At 52.3% G+C, this 24,782-nt stretch carries 24 protein-coding genes; 12 read left to right on the top strand and 12 right to left on the bottom strand.

Translation table 11 applies throughout. The features are described from left to right. Positions 1 to 187: 187 nt before the first annotated feature. Entirely contained in the window at positions 188 to 1,003 is an 816-nt protein-coding gene (djlA, locus tag ATB02_RS05010) for a co-chaperone DjlA (RefSeq protein WP_001200573.1), read from the bottom strand. A gap of 254 nt (positions 1,004 to 1,257) precedes the next feature. Here djlA and lptD point away from each other — a divergent pair, with 254 nt between their 5' ends. The 6 genes from lptD to apaH are packed head-to-tail and all read left to right on the top strand — an operon-like array spanning position 1,258 to position 7,993. Next, on the top strand, positions 1,258 to 3,612 hold the full coding sequence (gene lptD, locus ATB02_RS05005; RefSeq protein WP_000746151.1) for an LPS assembly protein LptD: 2,355 nt from the start codon (positions 1,258 to 1,260) through the stop codon (positions 3,610 to 3,612). A gap of 52 nt (positions 3,613 to 3,664) precedes the next feature. Continuing rightward, complete coding sequence (gene surA, locus ATB02_RS05000; protein ID WP_000800457.1) at positions 3,665 to 4,951, top strand: peptidylprolyl isomerase SurA; 1,287 nt, start codon at positions 3,665 to 3,667, stop codon at positions 4,949 to 4,951. Continuing rightward, positions 4,951 to 5,940 carry a 4-hydroxythreonine-4-phosphate dehydrogenase PdxA gene (gene pdxA, locus ATB02_RS04995; protein ID WP_105271180.1) on the top strand — a complete coding sequence of 330 codons (990 nt, stop codon included), beginning with the start codon at positions 4,951 to 4,953 and terminating at the stop codon, positions 5,938 to 5,940. The genes surA and pdxA overlap by 1 nt, the downstream gene beginning before the upstream one ends. Continuing rightward, positions 5,937 to 6,758, top strand: a complete 822-nt coding sequence (gene rsmA / locus ATB02_RS04990; protein ID WP_001065391.1) for a 16S rRNA (adenine(1518)-N(6)/adenine(1519)-N(6))-dimethyltransferase RsmA — start codon at positions 5,937 to 5,939, stop codon at positions 6,756 to 6,758. Before pdxA ends, rsmA begins: the two co-directional genes overlap by 4 nt. A gap of 2 nt (positions 6,759 to 6,760) precedes the next feature. Next, positions 6,761 to 7,138, top strand: coding sequence for a Co2+/Mg2+ efflux protein ApaG (gene apaG / locus ATB02_RS04985; RefSeq protein WP_000610901.1), 378 nt, complete (start codon positions 6,761 to 6,763; stop codon positions 7,136 to 7,138). Between the two features lie 6 nt (positions 7,139 to 7,144). Further along, a complete protein-coding gene (apaH, locus tag ATB02_RS04980) occupies positions 7,145 to 7,993 on the top strand; it encodes a bis(5'-nucleosyl)-tetraphosphatase (symmetrical) ApaH (protein WP_000257189.1) in 849 nt (282 codons plus the stop codon). Here the strand turns inward: apaH and ATB02_RS04975 are convergent. The 10 genes from ATB02_RS04975 to ATB02_RS04925 form a co-directional block, all read right to left on the bottom strand. Beyond that, positions 7,990 to 8,304, bottom strand: coding sequence for a CcdB family protein (locus tag ATB02_RS04975; RefSeq protein WP_001160963.1), 315 nt, complete (start codon positions 8,302 to 8,304; stop codon positions 7,990 to 7,992). The two genes, apaH and ATB02_RS04975, sit on opposite strands and share 4 nt — an antisense overlap. A 2-nt stretch (positions 8,305 to 8,306) precedes the next feature. Next, positions 8,307 to 8,540, bottom strand: a complete 234-nt coding sequence (locus tag ATB02_RS04970; protein WP_105271179.1) for a type II toxin-antitoxin system CcdA family antitoxin — start codon at positions 8,538 to 8,540, stop codon at positions 8,307 to 8,309. 85 nt (positions 8,541 to 8,625) lie between these two features. Beyond that, a complete protein-coding gene (gene folA / locus ATB02_RS04965) occupies positions 8,626 to 9,105 on the bottom strand; it encodes a type 3 dihydrofolate reductase (protein WP_000624375.1) in 480 nt (159 codons plus the stop codon). A 192-nt stretch (positions 9,106 to 9,297) separates the two neighbouring features. Further along, positions 9,298 to 11,160 carry a glutathione-regulated potassium-efflux system protein KefC gene (gene kefC, locus ATB02_RS04955; protein ID WP_105271177.1) on the bottom strand — a complete coding sequence of 621 codons (1,863 nt, stop codon included), beginning with the start codon at positions 11,158 to 11,160 and terminating at the stop codon, positions 9,298 to 9,300. Further along, positions 11,153 to 11,683, bottom strand: coding sequence for a glutathione-regulated potassium-efflux system oxidoreductase KefF (kefF, locus tag ATB02_RS04950; protein ID WP_000600725.1), 531 nt, complete (start codon positions 11,681 to 11,683; stop codon positions 11,153 to 11,155). Before kefF ends, kefC begins: the two co-directional genes overlap by 8 nt. Before the next feature lie 107 nt (positions 11,684 to 11,790). Further along, complete coding sequence (locus ATB02_RS04945; RefSeq protein ID WP_105271176.1) at positions 11,791 to 13,122, bottom strand: MFS transporter; 1,332 nt, start codon at positions 13,120 to 13,122, stop codon at positions 11,791 to 11,793. A gap of 59 nt (positions 13,123 to 13,181) precedes the next feature. Further along, positions 13,182 to 13,469: a ferredoxin-like protein FixX gene (gene fixX, locus ATB02_RS04940; protein ID WP_000203741.1), complete on the bottom strand. Its 288-nt coding sequence runs from the start codon at positions 13,467 to 13,469 to the stop codon at positions 13,182 to 13,184. Continuing rightward, entirely contained in the window at positions 13,466 to 14,752 is a 1,287-nt protein-coding gene (locus ATB02_RS04935) for an FAD-dependent oxidoreductase (protein ID WP_105271175.1), read from the bottom strand. Before ATB02_RS04935 ends, fixX begins: the two co-directional genes overlap by 4 nt. 50 nt (positions 14,753 to 14,802) lie before the next feature. Further along, positions 14,803 to 15,744, bottom strand: coding sequence for an electron transfer flavoprotein subunit alpha/FixB family protein (locus ATB02_RS04930; RefSeq protein WP_105271174.1), 942 nt, complete (start codon positions 15,742 to 15,744; stop codon positions 14,803 to 14,805). Between the two features lie 14 nt (positions 15,745 to 15,758). Further along, positions 15,759 to 16,529 (bottom strand): electron transfer flavoprotein FixA, encoded by a 771-nt coding sequence (locus ATB02_RS04925; protein ID WP_000692204.1) that lies wholly within the window; start codon positions 16,527 to 16,529, stop codon positions 15,759 to 15,761. A gap of 471 nt (positions 16,530 to 17,000) precedes the next feature. Here ATB02_RS04925 and caiT point away from each other — a divergent pair, with 471 nt between their 5' ends. From caiT to caiE, 6 genes are all read left to right on the top strand, one after another. Continuing rightward, complete coding sequence (gene caiT / locus ATB02_RS04920; RefSeq protein WP_105267147.1) at positions 17,001 to 18,515, top strand: L-carnitine/gamma-butyrobetaine antiporter; 1,515 nt, start codon at positions 17,001 to 17,003, stop codon at positions 18,513 to 18,515. 30 nt (positions 18,516 to 18,545) lie between these two features. Further along, positions 18,546 to 19,688 (top strand): crotonobetainyl-CoA dehydrogenase, encoded by a 1,143-nt coding sequence (gene caiA, locus ATB02_RS04915; RefSeq protein WP_000347117.1) that lies wholly within the window; start codon positions 18,546 to 18,548, stop codon positions 19,686 to 19,688. Positions 19,689 to 19,816: 128 nt separating this feature from the next. Further along, complete coding sequence (gene caiB, locus ATB02_RS04910) at positions 19,817 to 21,034, top strand: L-carnitine CoA-transferase (protein ID WP_000349943.1); 1,218 nt, start codon at positions 19,817 to 19,819, stop codon at positions 21,032 to 21,034. A 72-nt stretch (positions 21,035 to 21,106) separates the two neighbouring features. Next, entirely contained in the window at positions 21,107 to 22,660 is a 1,554-nt protein-coding gene (gene caiC, locus ATB02_RS04905; RefSeq protein ID WP_105271173.1) for a crotonobetaine/carnitine-CoA ligase, read from the top strand. 108 nt (positions 22,661 to 22,768) lie between these two features. Next, positions 22,769 to 23,554, top strand: coding sequence for a crotonobetainyl-CoA hydratase (caiD, locus tag ATB02_RS04900; protein ID WP_105271172.1), 786 nt, complete (start codon positions 22,769 to 22,771; stop codon positions 23,552 to 23,554). A 5-nt stretch (positions 23,555 to 23,559) separates the two neighbouring features. Continuing rightward, on the top strand, positions 23,560 to 24,150 hold the full coding sequence (gene caiE / locus ATB02_RS04895) for a carnitine operon protein CaiE (RefSeq protein ID WP_032302350.1): 591 nt from the start codon (positions 23,560 to 23,562) through the stop codon (positions 24,148 to 24,150). Positions 24,151 to 24,266: 116 nt separating this feature from the next. Here the strand turns inward: caiE and caiF are convergent, their stop codons facing one another. Then, a complete protein-coding gene (gene caiF, locus ATB02_RS04890) occupies positions 24,267 to 24,662 on the bottom strand; it encodes a carnitine metabolism transcriptional regulator CaiF (protein WP_105271171.1) in 396 nt (131 codons plus the stop codon). Positions 24,663 to 24,782: the final 120 nt, after the last annotated feature.

Here is a 24,782-nt window from a genome sequence, read left to right as displayed (position 1 = left end):
ATATAATTCCGCTCGTCGTTAAGCTCTCAACCTTAAGCAGGGTCAACGCGATAAAACCAACAGAACCCCTCCCGTAAACCGTGCATTGAGCCTGTCAACCATTCTGAGTAAACGCCTTTTCTCAAAGAAGTGACCGCCAGGGCGGCCACCTTTAATCGTGGGCAGTTACTCAGCATCATTTACAGGGTTATTTAAACCCTTTCTGCTGCTTTATCAGCTCATAGGCCTGCTGAATTTCCTGCGCTTTTTGCTTCGCCATCTCCATCATCTCAGGCGGCAAACCTTTCGCCACCAGCTTATCGGGATGGTGTTCACTCATCAGCTTACGGTAGGCACGTTTGATGGTGGTCGCATCATCCGTCGGCTTCACACCCAGCACATTACAGGCATCTTCCAGCGTCGGGCCACGCTGCGCTTGCTGCCAGTTACCACCGCCAGATTGCTGCTGATAACCGCCGCCAAACTGTGCACCGCCCTGCATCATGCGCAAAAACTGGTCAAACTGGGCACGGGAGATCCCTAATTCTTCAGCAATGACATACAGCACCGCCCGTTCATTCGGATGCAGCGAACCATCAGCAAACGCCGCCTGAATCTGGATCTCCAGAAACATACGAATTAAGTCAAAACGACCAAAGCAGACACTGCGAAACTGGCGCATCTTTTCGCGCAGCGGGTAATTGTCTGATTTTCCCACCCGGAACGCGTTTTGCGCCGCAGTACGGGAAGCGCCATGAAGGTTCATTCGGTCCATCAACTGGCTGGCGATATGAATATCAGCCTCCGTGACGCGACCTTTGGATTTGGTTAAATGGCCCATCACTTCAAAAGTGGTGGCAAAAAACAGCGCCTGACGCTCACGCTGGTTGGCGAACCACGCCATTTTACGGCTACGGGCTTTATCAAACATATGGCCAATTAACAGGCCTAACACTACGCCCCAAAAGCCGCCGCCCATCAGTAAGGCCACGGCCACGCCAATGATTTTTCCCCAATACTGCATATATTCCCCAAATCGACACACGGATATCAGGGCTATCTCCCACAATATAAAGGTGCTTTTACCGTTTTCCGGCTGCGGTCAATTGTGGGACATCGCCTATAATTTGCATTATCATACCTGTCATTCAATGCCGTGCCTAACACCACTGACGCTATTCGGACAGGATTAACACTAGCGTAGAGATGACGAGTACGTTAGTCTCTGACCGTTTGTCACGCGCAACGTTACCGATGATGGAACAATAAAATCAACGTATGAAAAAACGTATCCCCACTCTCCTGGCCACCATGATTGCCACCGCCCTTTATAGTCAACAGGGACTGGCAGCCGACCTCGCCTCACAGTGCATGTTGGGCGTGCCAAGCTATGACCGTCCTCTGGTACAGGGCGATACCAATGACTTACCCGTGACTATCAATGCTGACCACGCGAAAGGGGACTACCCGGATGACGCCGTGTTTACTGGCAGCGTGGATATCATGCAGGGTAACAGCCGTCTGCAGGCCGACGAAGTGCAGCTCCATCAAAAAGAGGCACCAGGACAGCCGGAGCCAGTACGTACCGTTGATGCGCTCGGTAATGTCCATTACGACGATAACCAGGTCATCCTCAAAGGGCCGAAAGGCTGGGCGAACCTGAACACCAAAGATACCAACGTCTGGGAAGGTGATTACCAGATGGTGGGTCGCCAGGGTCGCGGCAAAGCGGACCTGATGAAACAACGTGGCGAAAACCGCTATACCATTCTGGATAACGGTAGCTTTACCTCCTGTCTGCCGGGTTCCGACACCTGGAGCGTAGTAGGTAGCGAAATTATTCATGACCGCGAAGAACAAGTTGCGGAAATCTGGAACGCCCGCTTTAAAGTGGGTCCGGTACCGATCTTTTATAGCCCGTATTTGCAGTTGCCGGTGGGTGACAAACGTCGTTCTGGTTTCTTGATCCCGAACGCCAAGTACACCACCACCAACTACTTTGAGTTCTACCTGCCATATTACTGGAACATTGCGCCAAATATGGATGCCACCATCACGCCGCATTATATGCATCGTCGTGGCAACATCATGTGGGAGAACGAATTCCGCTACCTCTCCCAGGCGGGCGCAGGTTTGATGGAACTGGACTATCTGCCTTCCGATAAAGTCTATGAAGATGAACACCCGAACGATGACAGTTCACGTCGTTGGTTGTTCTACTGGAACCACTCCGGGGTCATGGATCAGGTGTGGCGTTTCAACGTCGACTACACCAAGGTCAGCGATCCTAGCTACTTCAATGATTTTGATAACAAGTACGGTTCCAGTACTGACGGCTACGCAACGCAAAAATTCAGCGTTGGCTATGCGGTGCAAAACTTCAATGCCACCGTTTCAACCAAGCAGTTCCAGGTCTTCAGCGAGCAGAACACCAGTAGCTACTCGGCAGAGCCGCAGTTAGACGTTAACTACTACCAGAATGATGTTGGTCCGTTTGATACACGCATTTACGGCCAGGCAGTACACTTTGTTAACACCAGAGACGACATGCCTGAAGCAACCCGTGTTCACCTGGAGCCGACCATCAATTTGCCGCTCTCTAATAACTGGGGCAGCATCAATACCGAAGCGAAGTTGCTGGCAACCCATTATCAGCAAACTAATCTTGACTGGTATAACTCCAGAAACACAACCAAGCTGGACGAATCCGTTAACCGCGTAATGCCGCAATTCAAAGTTGACGGCAAAATGGTCTTTGAACGCGATATGGAAATGCTGGCTCCGGGTTATACCCAAACGCTGGAACCGCGCGCGCAGTATTTATACGTGCCGTATCGCGATCAGAGCGACATCTATAACTACGACTCGTCTCTGCTGCAATCTGACTACTCAGGCCTGTTCCGGGACCGGACTTATGGCGGTCTTGACCGTATTGCCTCCGCTAACCAAGTGACGACCGGTGTCACATCTCGCATATATGATGATGCTGCCGTTGAACGTTTTAATATTTCCGTTGGTCAAATCTACTATTTCACGGAGTCTCGCACTGGCGATGACAACATAACATGGGAGAATGACGACAAAACGGGCTCACTGGTATGGGCAGGCGATACCTACTGGCGTATCTCCGAGCGTTGGGGATTGCGTGGCGGGATTCAGTACGACACGCGTCTGGATAACGTAGCCACCAGTAACTCCAGCATTGAATACCGTCGGGATGAAGACCGTCTGGTGCAGTTGAACTACCGTTACGCCAGCCCGGAATATATTCAGGCTACGCTGCCTAAGTACTATTCCACGGCAGAGCAGTATAAGAATGGTATTTCGCAGGTAGGTGCCGTCGCCAGCTGGCCAATTGCCGATCGTTGGTCAATTGTCGGGGCCTACTACTACGACACCAATGCGAACAAGCAAGCCGACTCTATGTTAGGTGTGCAATATAGCTCCTGCTGCTATGCGATTCGCGTCGGTTACGAGCGGAAGCTGAACGGTTGGGATAACGATAAACAACATGCGGTATATGACAACGCAATCGGCTTTAACATCGAACTTCGCGGCCTGAGCTCCAACTACGGTCTGGGTACGCAAGAGATGCTGCGTTCGAACATTCTGCCGTATCAAAACACTTTGTGATTTGTTGATTTACCACGTAATCCGCAGTGCGGTTAATTGAAATGGAAAAAGTATGAAGAACTGGAAAACGCTGCTTCTCGGTATCGCCATGATCGCGAATACCAGTTTCGCTGCCCCCCAGGTAGTCGATAAAGTCGCAGCCGTCGTCAATAACGGCGTCGTGCTGGAAAGCGACGTTGATGGATTAATGCAGTCGGTAAAACTGAACGCTGCCCAGGCAAGGCAGCAACTTCCTGATGATGCTACGCTGCGCCACCAAATCATGGAGCGTTTGATCATGGATCAAATCATCCTGCAGATGGGGCAGAAAATGGGAGTGAAAATCTCCGATGAGCAGCTCGATCAGGCGATTGCTAACATCGCTAAACAAAACAACATGACGCTGGATCAGATGCGCAGCCGTCTGGCTTACGATGGGCTGAACTACAACACCTATCGTAACCAGATCCGCAAAGAGATGATTATCTCTGAAGTGCGTAACAACGAAGTGCGTCGTCGCATCACTATCCTGCCGCAGGAAGTCGAATCTCTGGCGCAGCAGGTGGGTAACCAAAACGATGCCAGCACTGAGCTGAACCTGAGCCACATCCTGATTCCGCTGCCAGAAAACCCGACCTCTGATCAGGTGAACGAAGCGGAAAGCCAGGCGCGCGCTATTGTCGATCAGGCGCGTAACGGCGCTGATTTCGGTAAACTGGCGATTGCTCATTCTGCCGACCAGCAGGCGCTGAACGGCGGCCAGATGGGCTGGGGCCGTATTCAGGAGTTGCCGGGGATCTTCGCCCAGGCATTAAGCACCGCGAAGAAAGGCGACATTGTTGGCCCAATTCGTTCCGGCGTTGGCTTCCATATTCTGAAAGTTAACGACCTGCGCGGCGAAAGCAAAAATATCTCGGTGACCGAAGTTCATGCTCGCCATATTCTGCTGAAACCGTCGCCGATCATGACTGACGAACAGGCCCGCGTGAAACTGGAACAGATTGCTGCCGATATCAAGAGTGGTAAAACGACTTTTGCTGCCGCAGCGAAAGAGTTCTCTCAGGATCCAGGCTCTGCTAACCAGGGCGGCGATCTCGGCTGGGCTACGCCAGATATTTTCGATCCGGCCTTCCGTGATGCGCTGACCCGCCTGAACAAAGGTCAAATGAGTGCACCGGTTCACTCTTCATTCGGCTGGCATTTAATCGAACTGCTGGATACCCGTAATGTCGATAAAACCGACGCTGCGCAGAAAGATCGTGCGTACCGCATGCTGATGAACCGTAAGTTCTCGGAAGAAGCAGCAAGCTGGATGCAGGAACAACGTGCCAGCGCCTACGTTAAAATCCTGAGCAACTAATGGTTAAAACCCAACGTGTTGTGATCACTCCCGGCGAGCCCGCCGGGATTGGCCCGGACTTAGTTGTCCAGCTTGCACAGCGTGAGTGGCCGGTCGAACTGGTTGTTTGTGCCGATGCCACTCTCCTTACCGACCGGGCAGCGATGCTCGGTTTGCCGCTCACCCTCCGCCCTTATACCCCCAACTCCCCTGCACAACCGCAAACTGCGGGCACATTAACGCTACTTCCTGTCGCGCTACGTGAATCTGTCACTGTGGGGCAGTTAGCGGTTGAAAATGGGCATTATGTGGTGGAGACGCTGGCGCGAGCGTGTGATGGCTGTCTGAACGGTGAATTTGCTGCGCTGATCACAGGCCCCGTGCATAAAGGCGTCATTAACGACGCAGGCATTCCGTTTACCGGTCATACCGAGTTTTTCGAAGAGCGTTCGCAGGTGAAAAAAGTGGTGATGATGCTGGCGACCGAAGAACTTCGCGTGGCGCTGGCAACGACGCATTTACCGCTGCGCGATATCGCAGACGCTATCACCCCTGCGCTTTTGCACGAAGTGATTGCTATTTTGCATCACGATTTGCGGACCAAATTTGGTATTGCCGAACCGCGCATTCTGGTCTGCGGGCTGAATCCGCACGCAGGCGAAGGCGGTCATATGGGTACGGAAGAGATAGACACCATTATTCCGGTGCTCGACGAGTTACGGGTGCAGGGGATGAAACTTAACGGGCCGCTGCCTGCCGATACCCTGTTTCAGCCGAAATATCTCGATAACGCCGACGCCGTGCTGGCGATGTACCACGATCAGGGTCTTCCCGTGCTAAAATACCAGGGCTTCGGGCGCGGTGTGAACATTACGCTGGGCCTGCCCTTTATTCGCACATCAGTGGACCACGGCACCGCACTTGAACTGGCGGGACGTGGCAAAGCCGATGTCGGCAGTTTTATTACGGCGCTTAATCTCGCCATCAAAATGATTGTTAACACCCAATGAATAATCGAGTCCACCAGGGCCACTTAGCCCGTAAACGCTTCGGGCAAAACTTTCTTAACGATCAGTTCGTGATCGACAGCATTGTTTCTGCCATTAACCCGCAGAAGGGCCAGGCGATGGTCGAAATCGGCCCCGGTCTGGCGGCATTGACCGAACCGGTCGGCGAACGCCTGGACCAGCTGACGGTCATCGAACTTGACCGCGATCTGGCGGCACGTCTGCAAACGCATCCATTCTTAGGCCCGAAACTGACGATTTATCAGCAGGATGCGATGACCTTTAACTTTGGCGAACTGGCTACGAAAATGGGCCAGCCGCTGCGTGTTTTCGGCAACCTGCCTTATAACATCTCCACGCCGTTGATGTTCCATCTGTTTAGCTATACTGATGCCATTGCCGACATGCACTTTATGTTGCAAAAAGAGGTGGTGAATCGTCTGGTTGCAGGACCGAACAGCAAGGCGTATGGTCGATTAAGCGTCATGGCGCAATACTATTGCAACGTGATCCCGGTGCTGGAAGTTCCGCCGTCAGCCTTTACACCACCACCCAAAGTGGATTCCGCCGTCGTGCGCCTGGTTCCTCATGCAACGATGCCTCACCCGGTCAAAGATGTTCGCGTGTTGAGCCGCATCACCACCGAAGCCTTTAACCAGCGTCGTAAAACCATTCGTAACAGCCTCGGCAACCTGTTTAGCGTCGAGGTGTTAACGGGAATGGGGATCGACCCGGCGATGCGAGCGGAAAATATCTCTGTCGCGCAATATTGCCAGATGGCGAACTATCTGGCGGAGAACGCGCCTTTGCAGGAGAGTTAACGATGATCAATTCGCCCCGAGTGTGTATTCAGGTTCAAAGCGTCTACATTGAGGCACAATCTTCACCTGATAATGAACGTTACGTTTTTGCTTATACCGTAACCATACGCAATCTGGGGCGAGCGCCAGTGCAGTTGTTGGGGCGTTACTGGCTGATCACCAATGGCAATGGCCGTGAAACCGAAGTCCAGGGCGAAGGAGTGGTTGGCGTCCAGCCACTTATCGCGCCTGGCGAAGAGTACCAGTACACCAGCGGTGCAATCATTGAAACCCCGCTGGGCACCATGCAGGGTCACTACGAAATGATCGATGAAAATGGCGTCCCTTTCAGCATCGACATTCCCGTATTCCGACTCGCCGTTCCCACACTCATTCATTAAAAGAATATGGCGACATACCTTATTGGCGACGTTCATGGTTGTTACGATGAACTGATCGCATTGCTGCATAAAGTAGAATTTACCCCTGGGAAAGACACCCTCTGGCTGACAGGCGATCTGGTCGCGCGCGGCCCTGGTTCGCTGGATGTTCTGCGCTATGTGAAATCCTTAGGCGACAGCGTACGTCTGGTGCTGGGCAATCACGATCTGCATCTGCTGGCGGTATTTGCCGGGATCAGCCGCAATAAACCGAAAGATCGCCTGACACCGCTGCTGGAAGCGCCGGATGCCGACGAGCTGCTTAACTGGCTGCGTCGCCAGCCTCTGCTGCAAATCGACGAAGAGAAAAAGTTGGTGATGGCCCACGCAGGGATCACGCCGCAGTGGGATCTGCAGACTGCCAAAGAGTGCGCGCGCGATGTAGAAGCGGTGCTGTCGAGCGACTCCTACCCCTTCTTCCTTGATGCCATGTACGGCGATATGCCAAATAACTGGTCACCGGAATTGCGGGGGCTGGGAAGACTGCGGTTTATCACCAACGCCTTTACCCGTATGCGCTTTTGCTTCCCGAACGGTCAACTGGATATGTACAGCAAAGAATCGCCGGAAGAAGCCCCTGCCCCACTGAAACCGTGGTTTGCGATTCCTGGCCCCGTCGCTGAAGAGTACAGCATCGCCTTTGGTCACTGGGCATCGCTGGAGGGCAAAGGTACGCCGGAAGGTATTTACGCGCTGGATACTGGTTGCTGCTGGGGTGGGTCATTAACCTGCCTGCGCTGGGAAGATAAGCAGTATTTTGTCCAGCCGTCGAACCGGCATAAAGATATGGGTGAGGGAGAGGCGGTCGCGTCTTAAATCCCGTCGAGCATAAAATCTAATGCTCCTTTAATCAAAGTTCGGTGCGCGCTGGCATCGCAAAATTTCGTTCCCAGCGTGTTAACTGGAACAGTTGCAGTCTCATGCGTCATGAGCACATATTCTTTGCCGTCTACCAGTAAAAGGATTGGGTTAAGCCGTTCTGGTGGGCGAATATGGCTAAATCGTTCAATAGGTGTTAATGGAATAACGATACGGCGATTAATCTCACCAATAATGTCGCTGGTAACATCGATAACAAAGGGAAACGCGGCGTTCCTGCCGCGACTGCGGTATACCGTAAATTGCATCGCTAGAAGCTCCGGTACTCATCAGAGAAACATCCGGTTTCATCAGCCAATTGATTTAACGCAGCGATAGCTTCTGCGTTCTCTTCACGCCAACGTGTTGCTACATGTTTTTTAAGTTCAGCATTGAGCGCAACCGTAAGGGTGGCGCTCATATTTAAGCCTGCATCACGAGCGCGATTGACTAACTCACGGTCGACGGTGACGGTCACACTTTGTGTGGTACGTTTTGCAGTCATGATATCGTGCTCCTGTACAATTTATACGTCTAGTATACACGGATATCTGCACGTATCAGTGATGCCGGAATTCTAATATACAAACTTACCGCCGCTCCAGAATCTCAAAGCAATAGCTATGAGAGTTCTGCGCATCAGCGTCGTGGAATTCGCTGAATACCGATTCCCAGTCATCCGGCTCGTAATCCGGGAAATGGGTGTCGCCTTCCACTTCTGCGTCGATATGCGTCAGATACAGTTTTTGCGCTTTGGGCAGGAACTGCTCATAAACGCGACCACCGCCAATCACCATGATTTCTGGTACGTCACCACACGCCGCGATGGCTTCATCCACCGACTTCACCCACGTTACGCGATCATCCGTACCCGGTTGACTGCTGAGGATAATATTTTTGCGTCCTGGCAGCGGACGACCGATGGATTCCCAGGTATGGCGGCCCATAATCACGGGTTTATTTAAGGTGTTGCGTTTAAACCAGGCGAGATCGGCAGGCAGGTTCCACGGCATGGCGTTTTCCATGCCGATAACGCGATCTACCGCTAACGCCGCAATCAGACTAATCATTGATTTATCCTGGATATAAAAAATTGTCGCCACTATACGTAAAGCGTAAACCGTCGTCGACTGGTGCGAGGATGATGTTGAGGAAAATTTTATATTCTGCTGGCGAGTCCACGCTCTCCCCCTGGACTCGCCGCATTACAATGAAACAAAAACAATCAGTTATCTGTAAAGTGTGATTTACGTCACTCTTTATTAGGATGAGGGTTTCGTTTCCGGTTCATCCGCTATGTTGCCGGTATGTTTACCTTCTTCGGTGCCCTGCCAGCCATGTCGTTGAATTAATGACAGATGTTCGCGGTCTTCGGTAATGATCTCACTTAACATCGCACTGGTGCGTTTATAGACCGCTGCGCGGGCTTTGGTGTCGTTCTCAACTACTGACATCTCTTCCACCATCTGAATATTAAAACGGCGGAATACATCTGCACGCTCCCGCGCTTCATACGGCCCCAGACCTAAACTTTCCAGCGCCAGACGCCCGGTTTTCAGTGCCCCTTCAAAGGTTTCACGCTCTGGTTTTTCAACGCCTGCCTGACGCAAACGAATGTAGTGATCGACATCACGGGCGCGGGCAATAATCTGCAGATGCGGGAAATGTTCTTTCACCATCTCCGTCAGTTGCAGGTTGGTTTGTGGATCGTCAATGGCGTTAATCAGCACTTCTGCTTTCGCCGCTCCGGCAGATTCCAGTAAATCCATCCGCGTGGCATCGCCGTAAAACACTTTCATGCCAAATTTGCGCAAGGTTTCGATATGGTCAGGATCATGATCGAGCACCACCATTTTCACCCCGCTGGAGAGCAGTAAACGTCCGGTAATCTGTCCATAACGACCGAATCCAGCAATGATCACCCGCGGTTGTTCTTCATCAATCTCATCGGCTTCACGCGCTTGTTCGGTAGAAGATTGCTCAAGGCGATTGAGGATCACCAGCAGAATCGGCGTTGCCGCCATCGACAGCGCCACCGCCAGGGTCAGCGACTTCGCCCACTCCGGCTCCAGCACATTCGCCATTTGCGCCGCGCCAAATACCACAAAGGCAAACTCACTGCCCTGCCCTAACAGCACCGCAAACCAGCGACGCTGTTTATCCGGCACCTGCAACGGTCGGGCAATCAGCCACAGCATAGCGATTTTGATGATGAGGAAACCAAGCAGCAAAATGACAATACGCAATGGGTTTTCAATCAGCGTGCCAAAGTCTATCGACATGCCAACACCGATGAAAAACAGCCCCAACAGCAAACCTTTAAATGGCTCGATATCGCTTTCCAGCGCATGGCGGTATTCCGAGCTTGCCAGCAGTACGCCCGCCAGAAACGCCCCCATCGCCATCGACAAGCCGACCTCTTCCAGCAGCAAACCAAAGCCAAACACGAGGAATAACGCCACGGCACTAAACACTTCCCGCAAGCCAGAGCGGGCAACAAAACGCAGCGCCGGACACGTGACATAGCGCCCCAGCAGTACCACCAGCACCAGTGCACCCGCCACTTTTAACGCCGAGAGAGCAAATGCGCCCATCGTCGTCGAGGCACTGCTCGCCGCCAGTAGCGGGATCATCGCTACCAGCGGGATCGCGGCGATATCCTGGAACAGCAGCACCGCAAAGGCGCTACGGCCCATTTGTGTCACCATCAGGTTGCGTTCATTCATCGCCTGCATGGCAATTGCCGTTGATGAGAGCGCCAGTGTCATGCCGATCAGTTCCGCTACCTGCCAGCGCAGACCAAGGAACATGCAGAACAGCCCCAGCAGGCCGCCGCAAATCACCATCTGTAATGCACCACCACCAAACACTGCCGCACGCAACTTCCACAGCCTTTGTGGATCGAGTTCGAGGCCGATAATAAACAGCATCAGCACCACGCCGATCTCGGCAAAGTGCAGAATAGATTCGGCATCGGTCACCAGTCGCAGCCCCCACGGGCCAATAATGCAGCCGGCGATCAGGTAGCCAAGTACCGATCCCAGACCAAGACGTACCGCAATGGGTACAATCAGCGCCGCCGAACCGAGATAAATCAGCGCCTGAATCAGCGTATGGCTATCCATGATGTGCCTCCTGCCATTCCAGCAGACGTTGCTTATAGTGACGCGCCTGCCCTTCGAGGGTTTCGTCGTCACAAATAAAGGTACAGTGCATGGCAAACGGTGGCAGCCAGTTCAGCCCGCAGTAGATTGCCGTCGCCTGTAGCGGCTGCGACAGCACATCAAAGCCCGGATGTGCACCAATCTCAAAATGGCTTTCCCCGCCGCCGGTCGTCACCGCCCACAGCAAATGTTTGCCATGCAGCGCCGTACCGCCGTGACCGTAAGCCCAGCCGTGCGAGAAAACTTTATCGATCCAAAGTTTGAGGAGCGGTGGAATGCTGTACCACTGCATCGGGTGCTGCCAGACGATCAGATCGGCGCGAGACAACGCCTCCTGCTCGGCAGCAATATCGATATTGAAGTCAGGATAGAGTTGATAAAGAGAGCGAATTTCGACGCCTTCCAGCGTCCTTGCCTGTTCAAGCATCCGTTTATTCGCATGAGAATGATGCGGATACGGATGCGCATAAATTATGAGGATCATAGTTAACTCGCGTGTTTACGCCTTTGTTTTCCCACAAAGTGTAGTCACATATTCACGCAGCTAATAGTCAATAATATTGATTCAAAAAAGGCAGAAATCTGAATAAATTACCCCATTCTCTGCCCGCGGATCGTCATATTGCTGGTCTGCGCCAGTGACATCCCTCGAGTCTCCGGGGCAAACGCTACGGAAATCAACAAACCAAACAGCGAGATACCCGCCCCCATTAGCATCGTGTTACTGATACCGTAATTGTTGATAAAGATTGGCAGTGCCCAGGTCGAAACAATAGTGCCAATACGGCTTAAGGACATAATCACGCCCACGGCAGAGGCGCGGATATCCGTCGGGAAGAGTTCATTAGGATAGAGCCACTGCAAATTACCCGGCCCGCCAGAGAAAAAGGCATACACCGCAAAGGCCATCACTACCAGCCAGATCCCCATATCCGGGATCAGCCCCAAAACCGCCAGCGCCAGCGTCATCATGGCAAAACTGCCAATCAACAATGGACGCCGTCCGGCAGTGTTTAGCCACAGCATCGGCGGAATACAGCCGAGCATAAAGAACAGGCTAATCACCACGTTCCCCAGTGCCGCGTTTTTGCCAACGCCCAATCCCAGCAGACCAACAATTTGCGGGCCAAAGGTGTAAATAGCGAACATCGGGATCACCTGGCAGGTCCAGATGGCGGCAACAAACAGAACAAAAGGAAAATGGCGGCGATTAAACAGATCGCGAAAACGGGCTTGCTGCGGCGGCTCTTCGTCGAAAGCCACCGGCTCACCAAACAGTTTGATCATCATCTCTTCGCACTCTTTTACTCGCCCTTTGCGTAACAACCAGCGGGGAGATTCAGGCAGTTCGAATCGACCAATCAAAATCAACAAACAGGGAATCGCTGCGCTACCCAGCATCCAGCGCCAGCCGCCTTCCACATCATAAAGCCAATAGCCGACCAAATCGGCGCAAGTCGCGCCGACATACCACATCGCGGCGATAAAGCTGATGGAAAACGCCCGCTGACGGGTACTGGAGAACTCAGTGATCATCGAAGTCGCGATGGGATAATCCGCACCGATGACAATGCCGATGAGTACCCGCATCACTAACAGTTCGACGGGGGATGAGACAAACATCGTCGCCACCGATATCACGCCGATGGCGATGATATCAATGAGGAACATTTTGCGCCGTCCGACTTTATCGGAGATATAGCCAAACAGCGATGTGCCAACGAACAGCCCGGCGAGCGTTCCCGCGCCCAGCAAGCCAATCCAGTCAGCGTCCAGTTTCAGCGCCGGAGTCAGTTGCTCCAGCGCCACGCCAATCATTACCAGTACATAACCATCCAGAAACGGACCACCGCTTCCCCACAGCAAAATGCGGCGGTGAATAGAAGAGAATTTAAGATCGTCAAAGTTTCTGGACGGTTGCATGGGTTATTCCTGTTTTTTTTGCAATGAGAGTCAGTACGGCGTTACGTATCAAACCAACATCAGCCGTAACGAAACTCCACACCAAAGGTGCCGCGCGGGTATTCCCACTGTTCCAACGCCGACCCCAGCCCCAGAATGCGACAGGTGCCGCACTCCAGACATCCGGCGTAATCGAAGCGCACACTGCCATCATCCTGCTTCTTATACAGACCTGCGGGGCACGCTTTTACCAGCAGCTCCAGCGCCTGTTTATCCGCGTCGGCCTTTACAACAATGTGCGGATGCTCTTCATCGACATTGAATTTATTGACGCCCAGTTTGACGTCCACATTGACGGGAGAAGTCATAAAACGGTCACTCCTTTCATGCCATCCTTGATCAGATTGATGAAGCCCACTTTCTTGCCGTGGCGGAGGATTTTCTTGCGCATCAGTTCCGGCGCGCTGCCGTCAATGGTGAACAGGTCACGCGCCACGCCCACCGCCAGTTCCGGGTAACCGCTAAACATGCGTGGGTTATCAAGGAACGCCGGTAGTTTCTGGTACATGCGCATATCGCGCAGTGGGCCACTCTCCAGATGCTGACGATATTCCGCCAGTTTTTGCTTACTGAAATCGTCGCTTTTCATCGCTGAAAGCACGGTTTTTGCAGCAGCTTCCCCGGCGGCAATCGCCAGATCCATACCGCGAATAGTAAAACCGAGGTTCATACACATTCCGGCGGCATCACCGGCAATCAGTACGCCTTCACCGACCAGCTCCGGCAGCATGTTGATGCCTGCTTCCGGCACTACGTGAGCGGAATATTCCACCAGCTTGCCGCCTGCGATCAGCGGTGCAACGGCCGGATGTTGTTTGAAATCTTCCAGCATTTGCGGCACCGATTTTTTCGCGTCATGCAGATGATGCAGACCACAAACCAACCCCAGCGATAGAGTGTTTTCATTGGTATAAAGAAAGCCGCCGCCCATCAGGCCATCGGTGGGTGATCCCGCAAACAGGCAAGCCGCGCCCTGATTACCCTTCAACTGAAAGCGGTCTTCGATTACCGACTTCGGTAACTCGATCAGTTCCTTCACGCCAACCGCCACATCCGTCGGTTTAACACGTTTAGCCATCCCCAGCTTTTCGGCAAGGATGGAGTTCACCCCGTCAGCAAGGATCACCGTTTTCGCTTCAATCACATCGCCATCGGCTTCTACGCCGACAACTTTGCCATCGCGCTGTACGAGGTTATCGACACGAATCCCGGTAATTAACTGCGCGCCCGCCTCTTCGGCCTGCTCCATCAGCCAGGCATCAAATTTACTGCGCAAAACGGAGTAAGAACGCTGGGATGGCGAGGTTTCGTCACCGTTGCAGTAGTCCATAGTCATCGCTGACTTCTCCGTCATAAACGCGAGTTTTTCATGGGTGATCAGGCGTTCTACGGGGGCGGATTCGGCGAAACCAGGAATAATGTGTTCCAGACTGTGGGCATAGAGACGCCCGCCGGTGACGTTCTTGGCACCTGCGGAATTGCCACGCTCGATAACTAACACTTGCGCACCTTCGCGGGCGAGCACCAGTGCGGCAACCGAACCGGCAAGCCCTGCACCGACGATGATGGCGTCAAAGATATCTTCGGACATAAGAGCTCCCTGTCAGAGGCAGGGCCAAAATGCAGCCCTGCCAGAGTGGATCAACGTGCTAAAGCTGCGGTCAGCGCCGGAAGGATCTTCACGGCGTCACCAACAATGCCGTAATCCGCGAACTGGAAGATCGGCGCATTTTTATCTTTGTTGATGGCGAAAATGGTTTGCGACGCGTTAGCGCCAACCATGTGCTGGATCTGCCCGGAGATCCCCACCGCCAGGTACAGTTCAGGTTTCAGCATCAGGTTGGAGATACCGACATAGCGTTCGTGCTCCATCCATTTTTCGTTTTCCGCCACCGGACGAGAACAGGCCAACTCCGCACCTATCGCCTTGCAAAGCTGTTCTGCCAGCGCAATGTTTTCTTTGCTGCCAATGCCGCGACCGACGCTGACCACCAGACGGGCTTTGTCGAGATCGACGCTGTTGCTCTGGCGCGCCTGCGTTGCCGTGCGGGTAATCGCCACCGCCGGAGCCTGCCACGCCACGGTGTGTGTTTCGCCAGTACGTGACGCGTCTGGCTGAGCCGCATCAAACGTGCCGCTGCTGATGGTCAGTACCGCATACGGCGTGGCAATGCGTTCTTCGCCAATCGCCAGACCGCCGTAAACCATGTGTTTCACTGTCGCTTTACCGTCCTGCACGCTAACGGCGCTGGCATCGTTCGAAACCGCCGCTTTAAGGCGGTAACCCAGTTTTGCCGCCAGTAATTTGCCGCGACGGGTATTCGGCAACAGCACCAGACCGTCTGCGCCGTGCTGGCGAATAGTGTCAGCCATGACATCGGCGTAATCTTCGATCATCCGATCGTCCGGTTTGCCGCTTAATGTCCAGACATGATTAGCGCCAAGCTGGATTGCCAGTGCGCCATCGGCATCATTGAGGACAAATGTGTTGATTTGATTAGCTAAAGCCTGCGCACCGTTCATCAGTTCCGGCAGACGAGAAGGGGTATCGCTGAATACCCAGACTTGAGAAAACGTGTTCATAGCATCCCCTGTAATTAAATGACTTTGCGAAGATTTTCAGCAAATGCGGCGATCTGTTCTTCGCCGTCGCCTTCAATCACGATGCGCTGACGCTCGCGCTGTTTCGGCGCGGCAACCTGTTGTTCTGACCAGGCTGCCTCTGCGTTAAAACCGATATCCGCCGCCGACCATACCTGGACTGGCTTTTTCGCCGCGCCGAGAATGGCTTTCATCGAAGGAATTTGTGGGGAGTTGATATCAGTGGAAACAGCAACAACCGCAGGCAGCGGAATGCTTAAGGTTTCGGTTTCATCTTCCAGTTCGCGCTCAACGGTGAGGGTATCTGCCGTCAGGGAGATAATTTTGCTGACGCCGTTAACTGCCGGAATATTGAGGATTTCGCCTACCAGCAAACCAACCTGCTGGGCATAAAGGTCGGAAGAACCATCGCCACAGAGGATCAAATCAAAGCCTGCTTTCTGGGCGGCAGCAGCCAGTGCGCTCGCCGTTTGTTGCGGCAGTGCCTGCTCGAACTGGTCATCAATCACCACAATCAGTTCATCCGGGCCGCGCGATAGCACATCTTTACGCCCTTTGGCGTTGGTCAGGGCTTTACCGCCCACACTTAAGGCTGTCACCTGCGCCTCTGCTGCCTGTTGCTTTAGCTGGCAAGCCGCTTCAATAGCGTTGAGATCGTATTGGCTTATTTTGGCATCGGCTTTACTGAAGTCTAACGAACCATCAGCATTATTGACCGCAATATCCTGTTCATCAGGCACGCACTTATAGCAAGTAATAATCTTCATTGCATCTCCAGAAATCATGAAGGAAACGTCGTTCATATCGGTGGTGTTAATTACAGATATCACGCCCTTTAATTTGGAAATAAAACTTTAATCACCAATATTGAAAATGTCACACGCAGATAAATCCAACTTTCAATATTGTTAAGTTCCTCACCAATATTGAAAACACGGCGTAGCAAAAAGAAATTTTCAATATTGTTTTATGGATCACCAATATTGAAAGTCAGATGCTATTTTTTTACTCACATCAGAACATAACACACTGATTAATAATCAAAATTAACACAAAAATGCCATCTATTCACCCGAAACAAAAATGTGATAACAATCACAGAATGCAGCTTGTTGAATACCCATTATGAGTTAGCCATTAACGCGTCCACGAGGTTAATAATAATTATATTAAATGTTAACAAAAATAAAACAAACGGGAACGCAAATAAATATTCGTTTTCACAGTGGAATTAACTCATGAAGAATGAAAAGAGAAAAACTGGAATAGAACCGAAGGTTTTCTTTCCGCCGTTAATAATCGTCGGCATACTTTGTTGGCTTACAGTTAGAGATCTGGATGCGGCGAATGTCGTTATTAATGCTGTATTCAGTTACGTCACCAATGTATGGGGATGGGCATTTGAATGGTATATGGTGGTGATGCTTTTCGGCTGGTTCTGGCTGGTATTCGGCCCGTATGCCAAAAAGCGTTTAGGTAACGAACCGCCCGAGTTCAGTACCGCCAGTTGGATCTTTATGATGTTCGCCTCCTGTACCTCTGCCGCAGTACTGTTCTGGGGGTCAATTGAGATCTACTACTACATCTCCACCCCGCCGTTTGGCTTAGAACCGAACTCGACAGGGGCGAAAGAGTTGGGGCTGGCTTACAGTTTGTTCCACTGGGGACCTCTGCCGTGGGCCACTTACAGCTTCCTCTCCGTCGCCTTCGCTTACTTCTTCTTTGTCCGCAAAATGGAAGTGATTCGCCCCAGCTCGACCCTGGTACCGCTGGTAGGTGAAAAACACGCCAAAGGGTTGTTCGGTACCATCGTCGACAACTTCTATCTCGTCGCCTTGATCTTCGCGATGGGTACCAGTCTGGGCCTTGCCACGCCGCTGGTAACCGAGTGTATGCAGTGGTTGTTTGGCATTCCGCATACCCTGCAACTGGACGCTATCATCATTACCTGCTGGATTATCCTCAACGCCATTTGCGTCGCCTGCGGTCTGCAAAAAGGCGTACGTATCGCCAGTGACGTGCGTAGTTACCTGAGCTTCCTGATGCTGGGTTGGGTGTTCATCGTCAGCGGTGCCAGCTTCATCATGAACTACTTCACCGATTCGGTGGGGATGTTGCTGATGTATCTGCCGCGCATGTTGTTCTATACCGATCCCATCGCTAAAGGCGGCTTCCCGCAGGGCTGGACCGTGTTCTACTGGGCATGGTGGGTGATTTACGCTATCCAGATGAGTATCTTCCTCGCCCGCATCTCCCGTGGTCGTACCGTGCGTGAACTGTGCTTCGGCATGGTGCTGGGTCTGACCGCATCCACCTGGATCCTGTGGACTGTACTCGGTAGTAACACTCTGCTGTTGATGGATAAAAACATCATCAACATTCCGCATCTGATCGAACAGTACGGTGTGGCGCGCGCCATCATCGAAACCTGGGCCGCTCTGCCACTCAGCACCGCCACCATGTGGGGCTTCTTCATCCTCTGCTTTATTGCCACCGTTACGTTGGTTAACGCCTGCTCTTATACCCTGGCGATGTCCACTTGCCGCGAAGTACGCGATGGTGAAGAACCACCGCTGCTGGTGCGTATCGGCTGGTCAATTCTGGTCGGCATTATCGGTATCGTTCTGTTGGCGCTCGGCGGCCTGAAACCGATTCAAACCGCCATTATCGCCGGAGGATGCCCGCTGTTCTTCGTCAATATTATGGTGACGCTCTCCTTTATTAAAGACGCGAAACAGAACTGGAAAGATTAATTAACCCACAAAATATCAAGAGGTTGAAAGATGGATTTTAATTTAAATGATGAGCAGGAACTGTTTGTCGCCGGTATCCGCGAACTGATGGCCAGCGAAAACTGGGAGGCCTATTTTGCCGAGTGCGACCGTGACAGCGTCTACCCGGAACGTTTTGTCAAAGCACTGGCAGATATGGGTATCGACAGCCTGCTTATCCCGGAAGAGCACGGCGGGCTGGACGCAGGTTTTGTCACCCTCGCCGCCGTGTGGATGGAATTGGGTCGTTTGGGGGCACCAACCTACGTGCTGTACCAGTTGCCGGGTGGATTCAACACCTTCCTGCGCGAAGGCACACAAGAGCAGATCGACAAGATTATGGCGTTTCGTGGTACTGGTAAGCAGATGTGGAACTCAGCGATTACCGAACCAGGGGCTGGCTCTGACGTGGGTAGCCTGAAAACGACTTATACCCGTAGAAATGGTAAGATTTATCTTAATGGTAGTAAGTGTTTTATTACCAGCAGCGCCTACACCCCGTACATCGTGGTGATGGCGCGTGACGGGGCTTCTCCGGACAAACCTGTCTACACCGAATGGTTTGTTGATATGAGCAAACCGGGCATCAAAGTGACCAAACTTGAGAAGCTCGGTCTGCGTATGGACAGCTGCTGTGAAATCACCTTTGACGATGTGGAACTGGACGAGAAAGACATGTTCGGTCGGGAAGGTAACGGCTTTAACCGCGTCAAAGAAGAGTTCGACCATGAACGTTTCCTGGTAGCTCTCACCAACTACGGTACGGCGATGTGCGCCTTTGAAGATGCGGCGCGCTACGCCAACCAGCGCGTGCAGTTTGGCGAGGCTATTGGTCGTTTCCAGTTGATTCAGGAAAAATTCGCCCACATGGCGATCAAATTAAACTCCATGAAAAACATGCTGTATGAAGCAGCGTGGAAAGCAGACAACGGCACCATCACCTCTGGCGATGCAGCAATGTGCAAATACTTCTGCGCCAATGCGGCATTTGAAGTGGTGGATAGCGCAATGCAGGTGCTGGGCGGTGTCGGGATTGCGGGCAACCACCGCATCAGCCGCTTCTGGCGTGACCTGCGTGTAGACCGCGTTTCCGGAGGATCTGACGAAATGCAGATCCTGACGCTGGGTCGCGCGGTGCTGAAGCAATATCGCTAAGTCCGTGCGCTGCCTGATGCGACGCTGACGCGTCTTATCAGGCCTACGGGAGCACGAATGTCGGCCGGATAAAGCGTTTACGCCGCATCCGGCAGTCATGCGCTACATAAATTTTTCAGGAGCTAATAATGGATCATCTACCCATGCCGAAATTCGGGCCGCTGGCCGGATTGCGCGTTGTCTTCTCCGGTATCGAAATCGCCGGGCCGTTCGCCGGGCAAATGTTCGCAGAATGGGGGGCGGAAGTTATCTGGATCGAGAACGTCGCCTGGGCCGACACCATTCGCGTTCAACCGAACTACCCGCAGCTCTCCCGCCGTAATTTGCACGCGCTGTCGTTAAATATTTTCAAAGATGAAGGCCGCGAAGCGTTTCTGAAATTAATGGAAACCACCGATATCTTCATCGAAGCCAGTAAAGGTCCGGCCTTTGCCCGTCGTGGCATTACCGATGAAGTCCTGTGGCAGCACAACCCGAAACTGGTTATCGCTCACCTGTCCGGTTTTGGTCAGTACGGCACCGAGGAGTACACCAATCTTCCGGCCTATAACACCATCGCCCAGGCCTTCAGTGGTTACCTGATTCAGAACGGTGATGTTGACCAGCCAATGCCTGCCTTCCCGTATACCGCCGATTACTTTTCTGGCCTAACTGCCACCACGGCGGCGCTGGCAGCACTGCATAAAGTGCGTGAAACCGGTAAAGGTGAAAGTATCGATATCGCTATGTACGAAGTGATGCTGCGTATGGGCCAGTACTTCATGATGGATTACTTCAACGGCGGCGAAATGTGCCCGCGCATGACCAAAGGTAAAGATCCCTACTATGCAGGTTGCGGTCTGTACAAATGCGCCGACGGCTACATCGTAATGGAACTGGTGGGTATTACTCAGATTGCAGAATGTTTTAAAGATATTGGCCTCGCACATCTGCTTGGCACGCCAGAAATTCCGGAAGGCACTCAGCTTATCCACCGTATCGAATGCCCTTATGGCCCGCTGGTTGAAGAGAAACTTGATGCCTGGCTGGCGGCACATACCATCGCAGAAGTAAAAGAACGCTTTGCTGAACTGAATATCGCCTGCGCCAAAGTGCTGACCGTACCGGAACTGGAAAGTAATCCACAGTATGTGGCCCGTGAATCGATCACCCAGTGGCAAACAATGGATGGTCGCACCTGCAAAGGGCCAAACGTGATGCCGAAATTCAAAAATAACCCCGGTCAAATCTGGCGCGGAATGCCATCACATGGCATGGACACAGCCGCCATTTTGAAAAATATCGGCTACAGCGAAAACGACATTCAGGAGTTGGTCAGCAAAGGTCTGGCCAAAGTTGAGGACTAAACGCGTGGCGTCAGTCAGCTTACCTGACTAGCGCCCGCCCAATAACAAACGACTAAAATGGATAGAGGTGCAATGGATATCATTGGCGGACAACATCTACGTCAAATGTGGGACGATCTGGCTGACATTTACGGTCATAAAACGGCGTTGATTTGTGAATCCAGCGGCGGAGTCGTTAACCGGTACAGTTATCTTGAGTTAAATCAGGAAATTAACCGCACGGCAAACCTGTTTTATACGCTGGGGATTCGCAAAGGCGACAAGGTTGCTCTACATCTCGACAACTGCCCGGAATTTATCTTTTGCTGGTTCGGGCTGGTAAAAATTGGCGCAATTATGGTGCCGATTAACGCCCGCCTGTTGCGCGAAGAAAGCGCGTGGATCCTGCAAAATAGCCAGGCGTGCCTGCTGGTGACCAGTGCGCAGTTCTATCCCATGTATCAACAGATTCAGCAGGAAGATGCCACGCAACTGCGGCACATTTGCCTGACAGATGTGGCACTTCCCGCTGATGATGGCGTGAGTTCGTTTACTCAACTGAAAAATCAACAACCTGCCACCTTGTGCTATGCACCGCCGCTATCGACTGACGATACGGCGGAAATTCTCTTTACCTCCGGTACCACTTCCCGGCCGAAAGGGGTGGTGATTACCCATTACAACCTGCGCTTCGCCGGATATTACTCCGCCTGGCAATGTGCACTGCGTGACGATGACGTCTACCTGACGGTAATGCCTGCGTTTCATATTGACTGCCAGTGTACTGCGGCGATGGCGGCGTTTTCTGCCGGGGCCACCTTTGTGCTTGTCGAGAAATACAGCGCCCGCGCCTTCTGGGGACAGGTACAGAAATACCGGGCCACCGTTACAGAATGTATTCCGATGATGATCCGTACCTTGATGGTGCAGCCGCCTTCTGTGAACGATCGGCAACACCATCTGCGGGAAGTGATGTTTTATCTCAACCTGTCGGAGCAGGAAAAAGACGCGTTTTGTGAACGCTTTGGCGTCCGCTTGCTAACGTCTTATGGGATGACGGAAACCATTGTTGGCATTATCGGCGATCGCCCCGGCGATAAACGACGCTGGCCGTCAATTGGCCGTGCAGGATTTTGCTACGAAGCGGAGATCCGCGACGATCACAATCGTCCGCTCCCGGCTGGTGAAATCGGTGAAATCTGCATTAAAGGCGTACCAGGGAAAACCATCTTCAAAGAATATTTTCTTAACCCGCAAGCCACTGCCAGAGTCCTGGAAGCCGATGGCTGGCTGCACACTGGCGATACCGGATACCGCGACGAAGAGGGCTTTTTTTATTTCGTCGATCGCCGCTGCAATATGATTAAACGCGGTGGCGAGAATGTCTCCTGCGTGGAGCTGGAAAATATTATCGCCGCACATCCGAAAATTCAGGACATCGTAGTTGTTGGTATTAAAGATTCGATTCGTGATGAAGCTATCAAAGCATTTGTAGTGTTGAATGAAGGTGAAACATTGAGCGAAGAGGAGTTCTTCTGCTTCTGCGAGCAGAATATGGCGAAATTTAAAGTGCCCTCTTATCTGGAGATCAGAAAAGATCTGCCACGTAATTGCTCGGGAAAAATAATCAGAAAGAATCTGAAATAAATGAAACGGCAGGGAACTACCCTGCCCGCTAATAATCACGCTCTAAAACAATATGCATTTTTTGCAGGGATGTTGTCGTCCCTGAAAAAGCAAAAATGGAGAAAAGGAATGAGTGAATCATTACATCTGACCCGCAATGGATCAATTCTGGAAATTACCCTTGATCGCCCAAAAGCGAATGCTATTGATGCAAAAACCAGCTTCGAAATGGGCGAAGTCTTTCTAAGTTTCCGTGACGATCCGCAATTACGCGTCGCCATTATTACCGGTGCCGGAGAGAAATTCTTTTCCGCAGGCTGGGATTTAAAGGCGGCAGCAGAAGGCGAAGCACCTGATGCTGACTTTGGCCCGGGTGGTTTTGCGGGATTAACCGAAATTTTCAATCTCGACAAACCGGTTATCGCAGCTGTGAACGGCTACGCCTTTGGCGGCGGCTTTGAACTGGCACTGGCGGCAGATTTTATTGTCTGTGCCGATAACGCCAGCTTCGCCCTGCCGGAAGCCAAACTGGGCATCGTTCCTGACAGCGGCGGTGTGCTGCGTCTGCCGAAGATCCTGCCGCCTGCTATCGTCAATGAAATGGTGATGACCGGCAGAAGAATGAGCGCAGAAGAGGCGCTGCGTTGGGGGGTAGTCAACCGCGTGGTTAGCCAGGCGGAACTGATGGATAACGCCCGCGAACTGGCGCAACAACTGGTTGACAGCGCCCCGCTGGCGATCGCAGCGCTGAAAGAGATCTACCGCACCACCAGCGAAATGCCAGTAGAAGAAGCGTATCGCTATATTCGCAGCGGCGTGTTGAAACACTATCCATCGGTTCTGCATTCGGAAGATGCCATTGAAGGGCCGCTGGCATTTGCCGAGAAGCGCGATCCTGTGTGGAAAGGACGTTAACAACCGTGAGCTATTACGCCTTTGAAGGGTTAATTCCGGTGGTTCACCCGACGGCGTTTGTCCATCCCAGTGCAGTATTGATTGGCGATGTGATTGTGGGAGCCGGTGTCTACATCGGCCCACTCGCCTCACTGCGTGGTGATTACGGGCGGTTGATCGTGCAAGCGGGAGCCAATATTCAGGATGGCTGCATTATGCATGGCTACTGCGACACTGACACCATCGTTGGGGAAAACGGCCATATCGGGCACGGAGCGATCCTGCATGGTTGTGTGATTGGTCGCGATGCATTGGTCGGGATGAACAGCGTGATTATGGATGGCGCGGTCATTGGCGAAGAGAGCATTGTTGCCGCCATGAGCTTTGTCAAAGCAGGCTTTAGCGGCGAGAAACGCCAGTTGTTGATGGGTACGCCTGCCCGCGCTGTACGCAGTGTTAGTGACGACGAGTTACACTGGAAGCAGTTGAATACCAAAGAGTATCAGGATCTTGTCGGCCGCTGCCATGTAGCGTTACATGAAACGCAGCCGTTGAGACAAATGGAGGAAAATCGTCCCCGTTTGCAGGGGACGACGGATGTGGCGCCAAAGCAGTGACATCGTCGGATGCGGCGTAAACACCTTATCCGACCTGACTGGAGAGCAACCGTAGGCCGGATAAGATGCCAGCATCGCATCCGGCAACCAGACCGCACGGTATCAACGAAATTAAATTAACGACGCATACTCTTCGACAACATCATTTGCCACTTCTGCTCGCGGTTAAGTTCCGTGAGTGGAACGGCAGGAATACGCGGCGTCTTTCTGACACCGACGACTTTTTCCCGACTGTTATTGCGCAGGCGCGCGTAAATTTGCTCATCGATATCGATCACTTTAACCAGCCGCTGGCACTGGCATCCCCGCCCTTCCAGCTTATTAGGGATCATCTTAACTTCGCAGCTTATTTCTGCGACTTCCGACAGAATATAAGTGAGGGTATTAACCGCCTTGCTGTGTTCAATATCGAAATGAATAGAGATCTCTCTTGCTATCACCCACCGATTTTCAGCCATCATCCATTCGGCGATTAACAAGTAGAGTGGTTTTTCAACATATCCTTCACACATACGAACTCCAGTTTCACAAATTAAAAGTCTGGCTATGACTCGTTTTGAAGCAATTAAACAAGGCCATATTAAAATTGTGGATATATCGATAGTATGCAACTTCACCGTCGATAAGTGTGA

Source organism: Escherichia sp. MOD1-EC5189, assembly GCF_002966045.1.
GTDB lineage: Bacteria > Pseudomonadota > Gammaproteobacteria > Enterobacterales > Enterobacteriaceae > Escherichia > Escherichia coli_F.
Note: the sequence above shows the minus strand (reverse complement) of the source record. Positions and strands in the feature narration are given on the sequence as shown.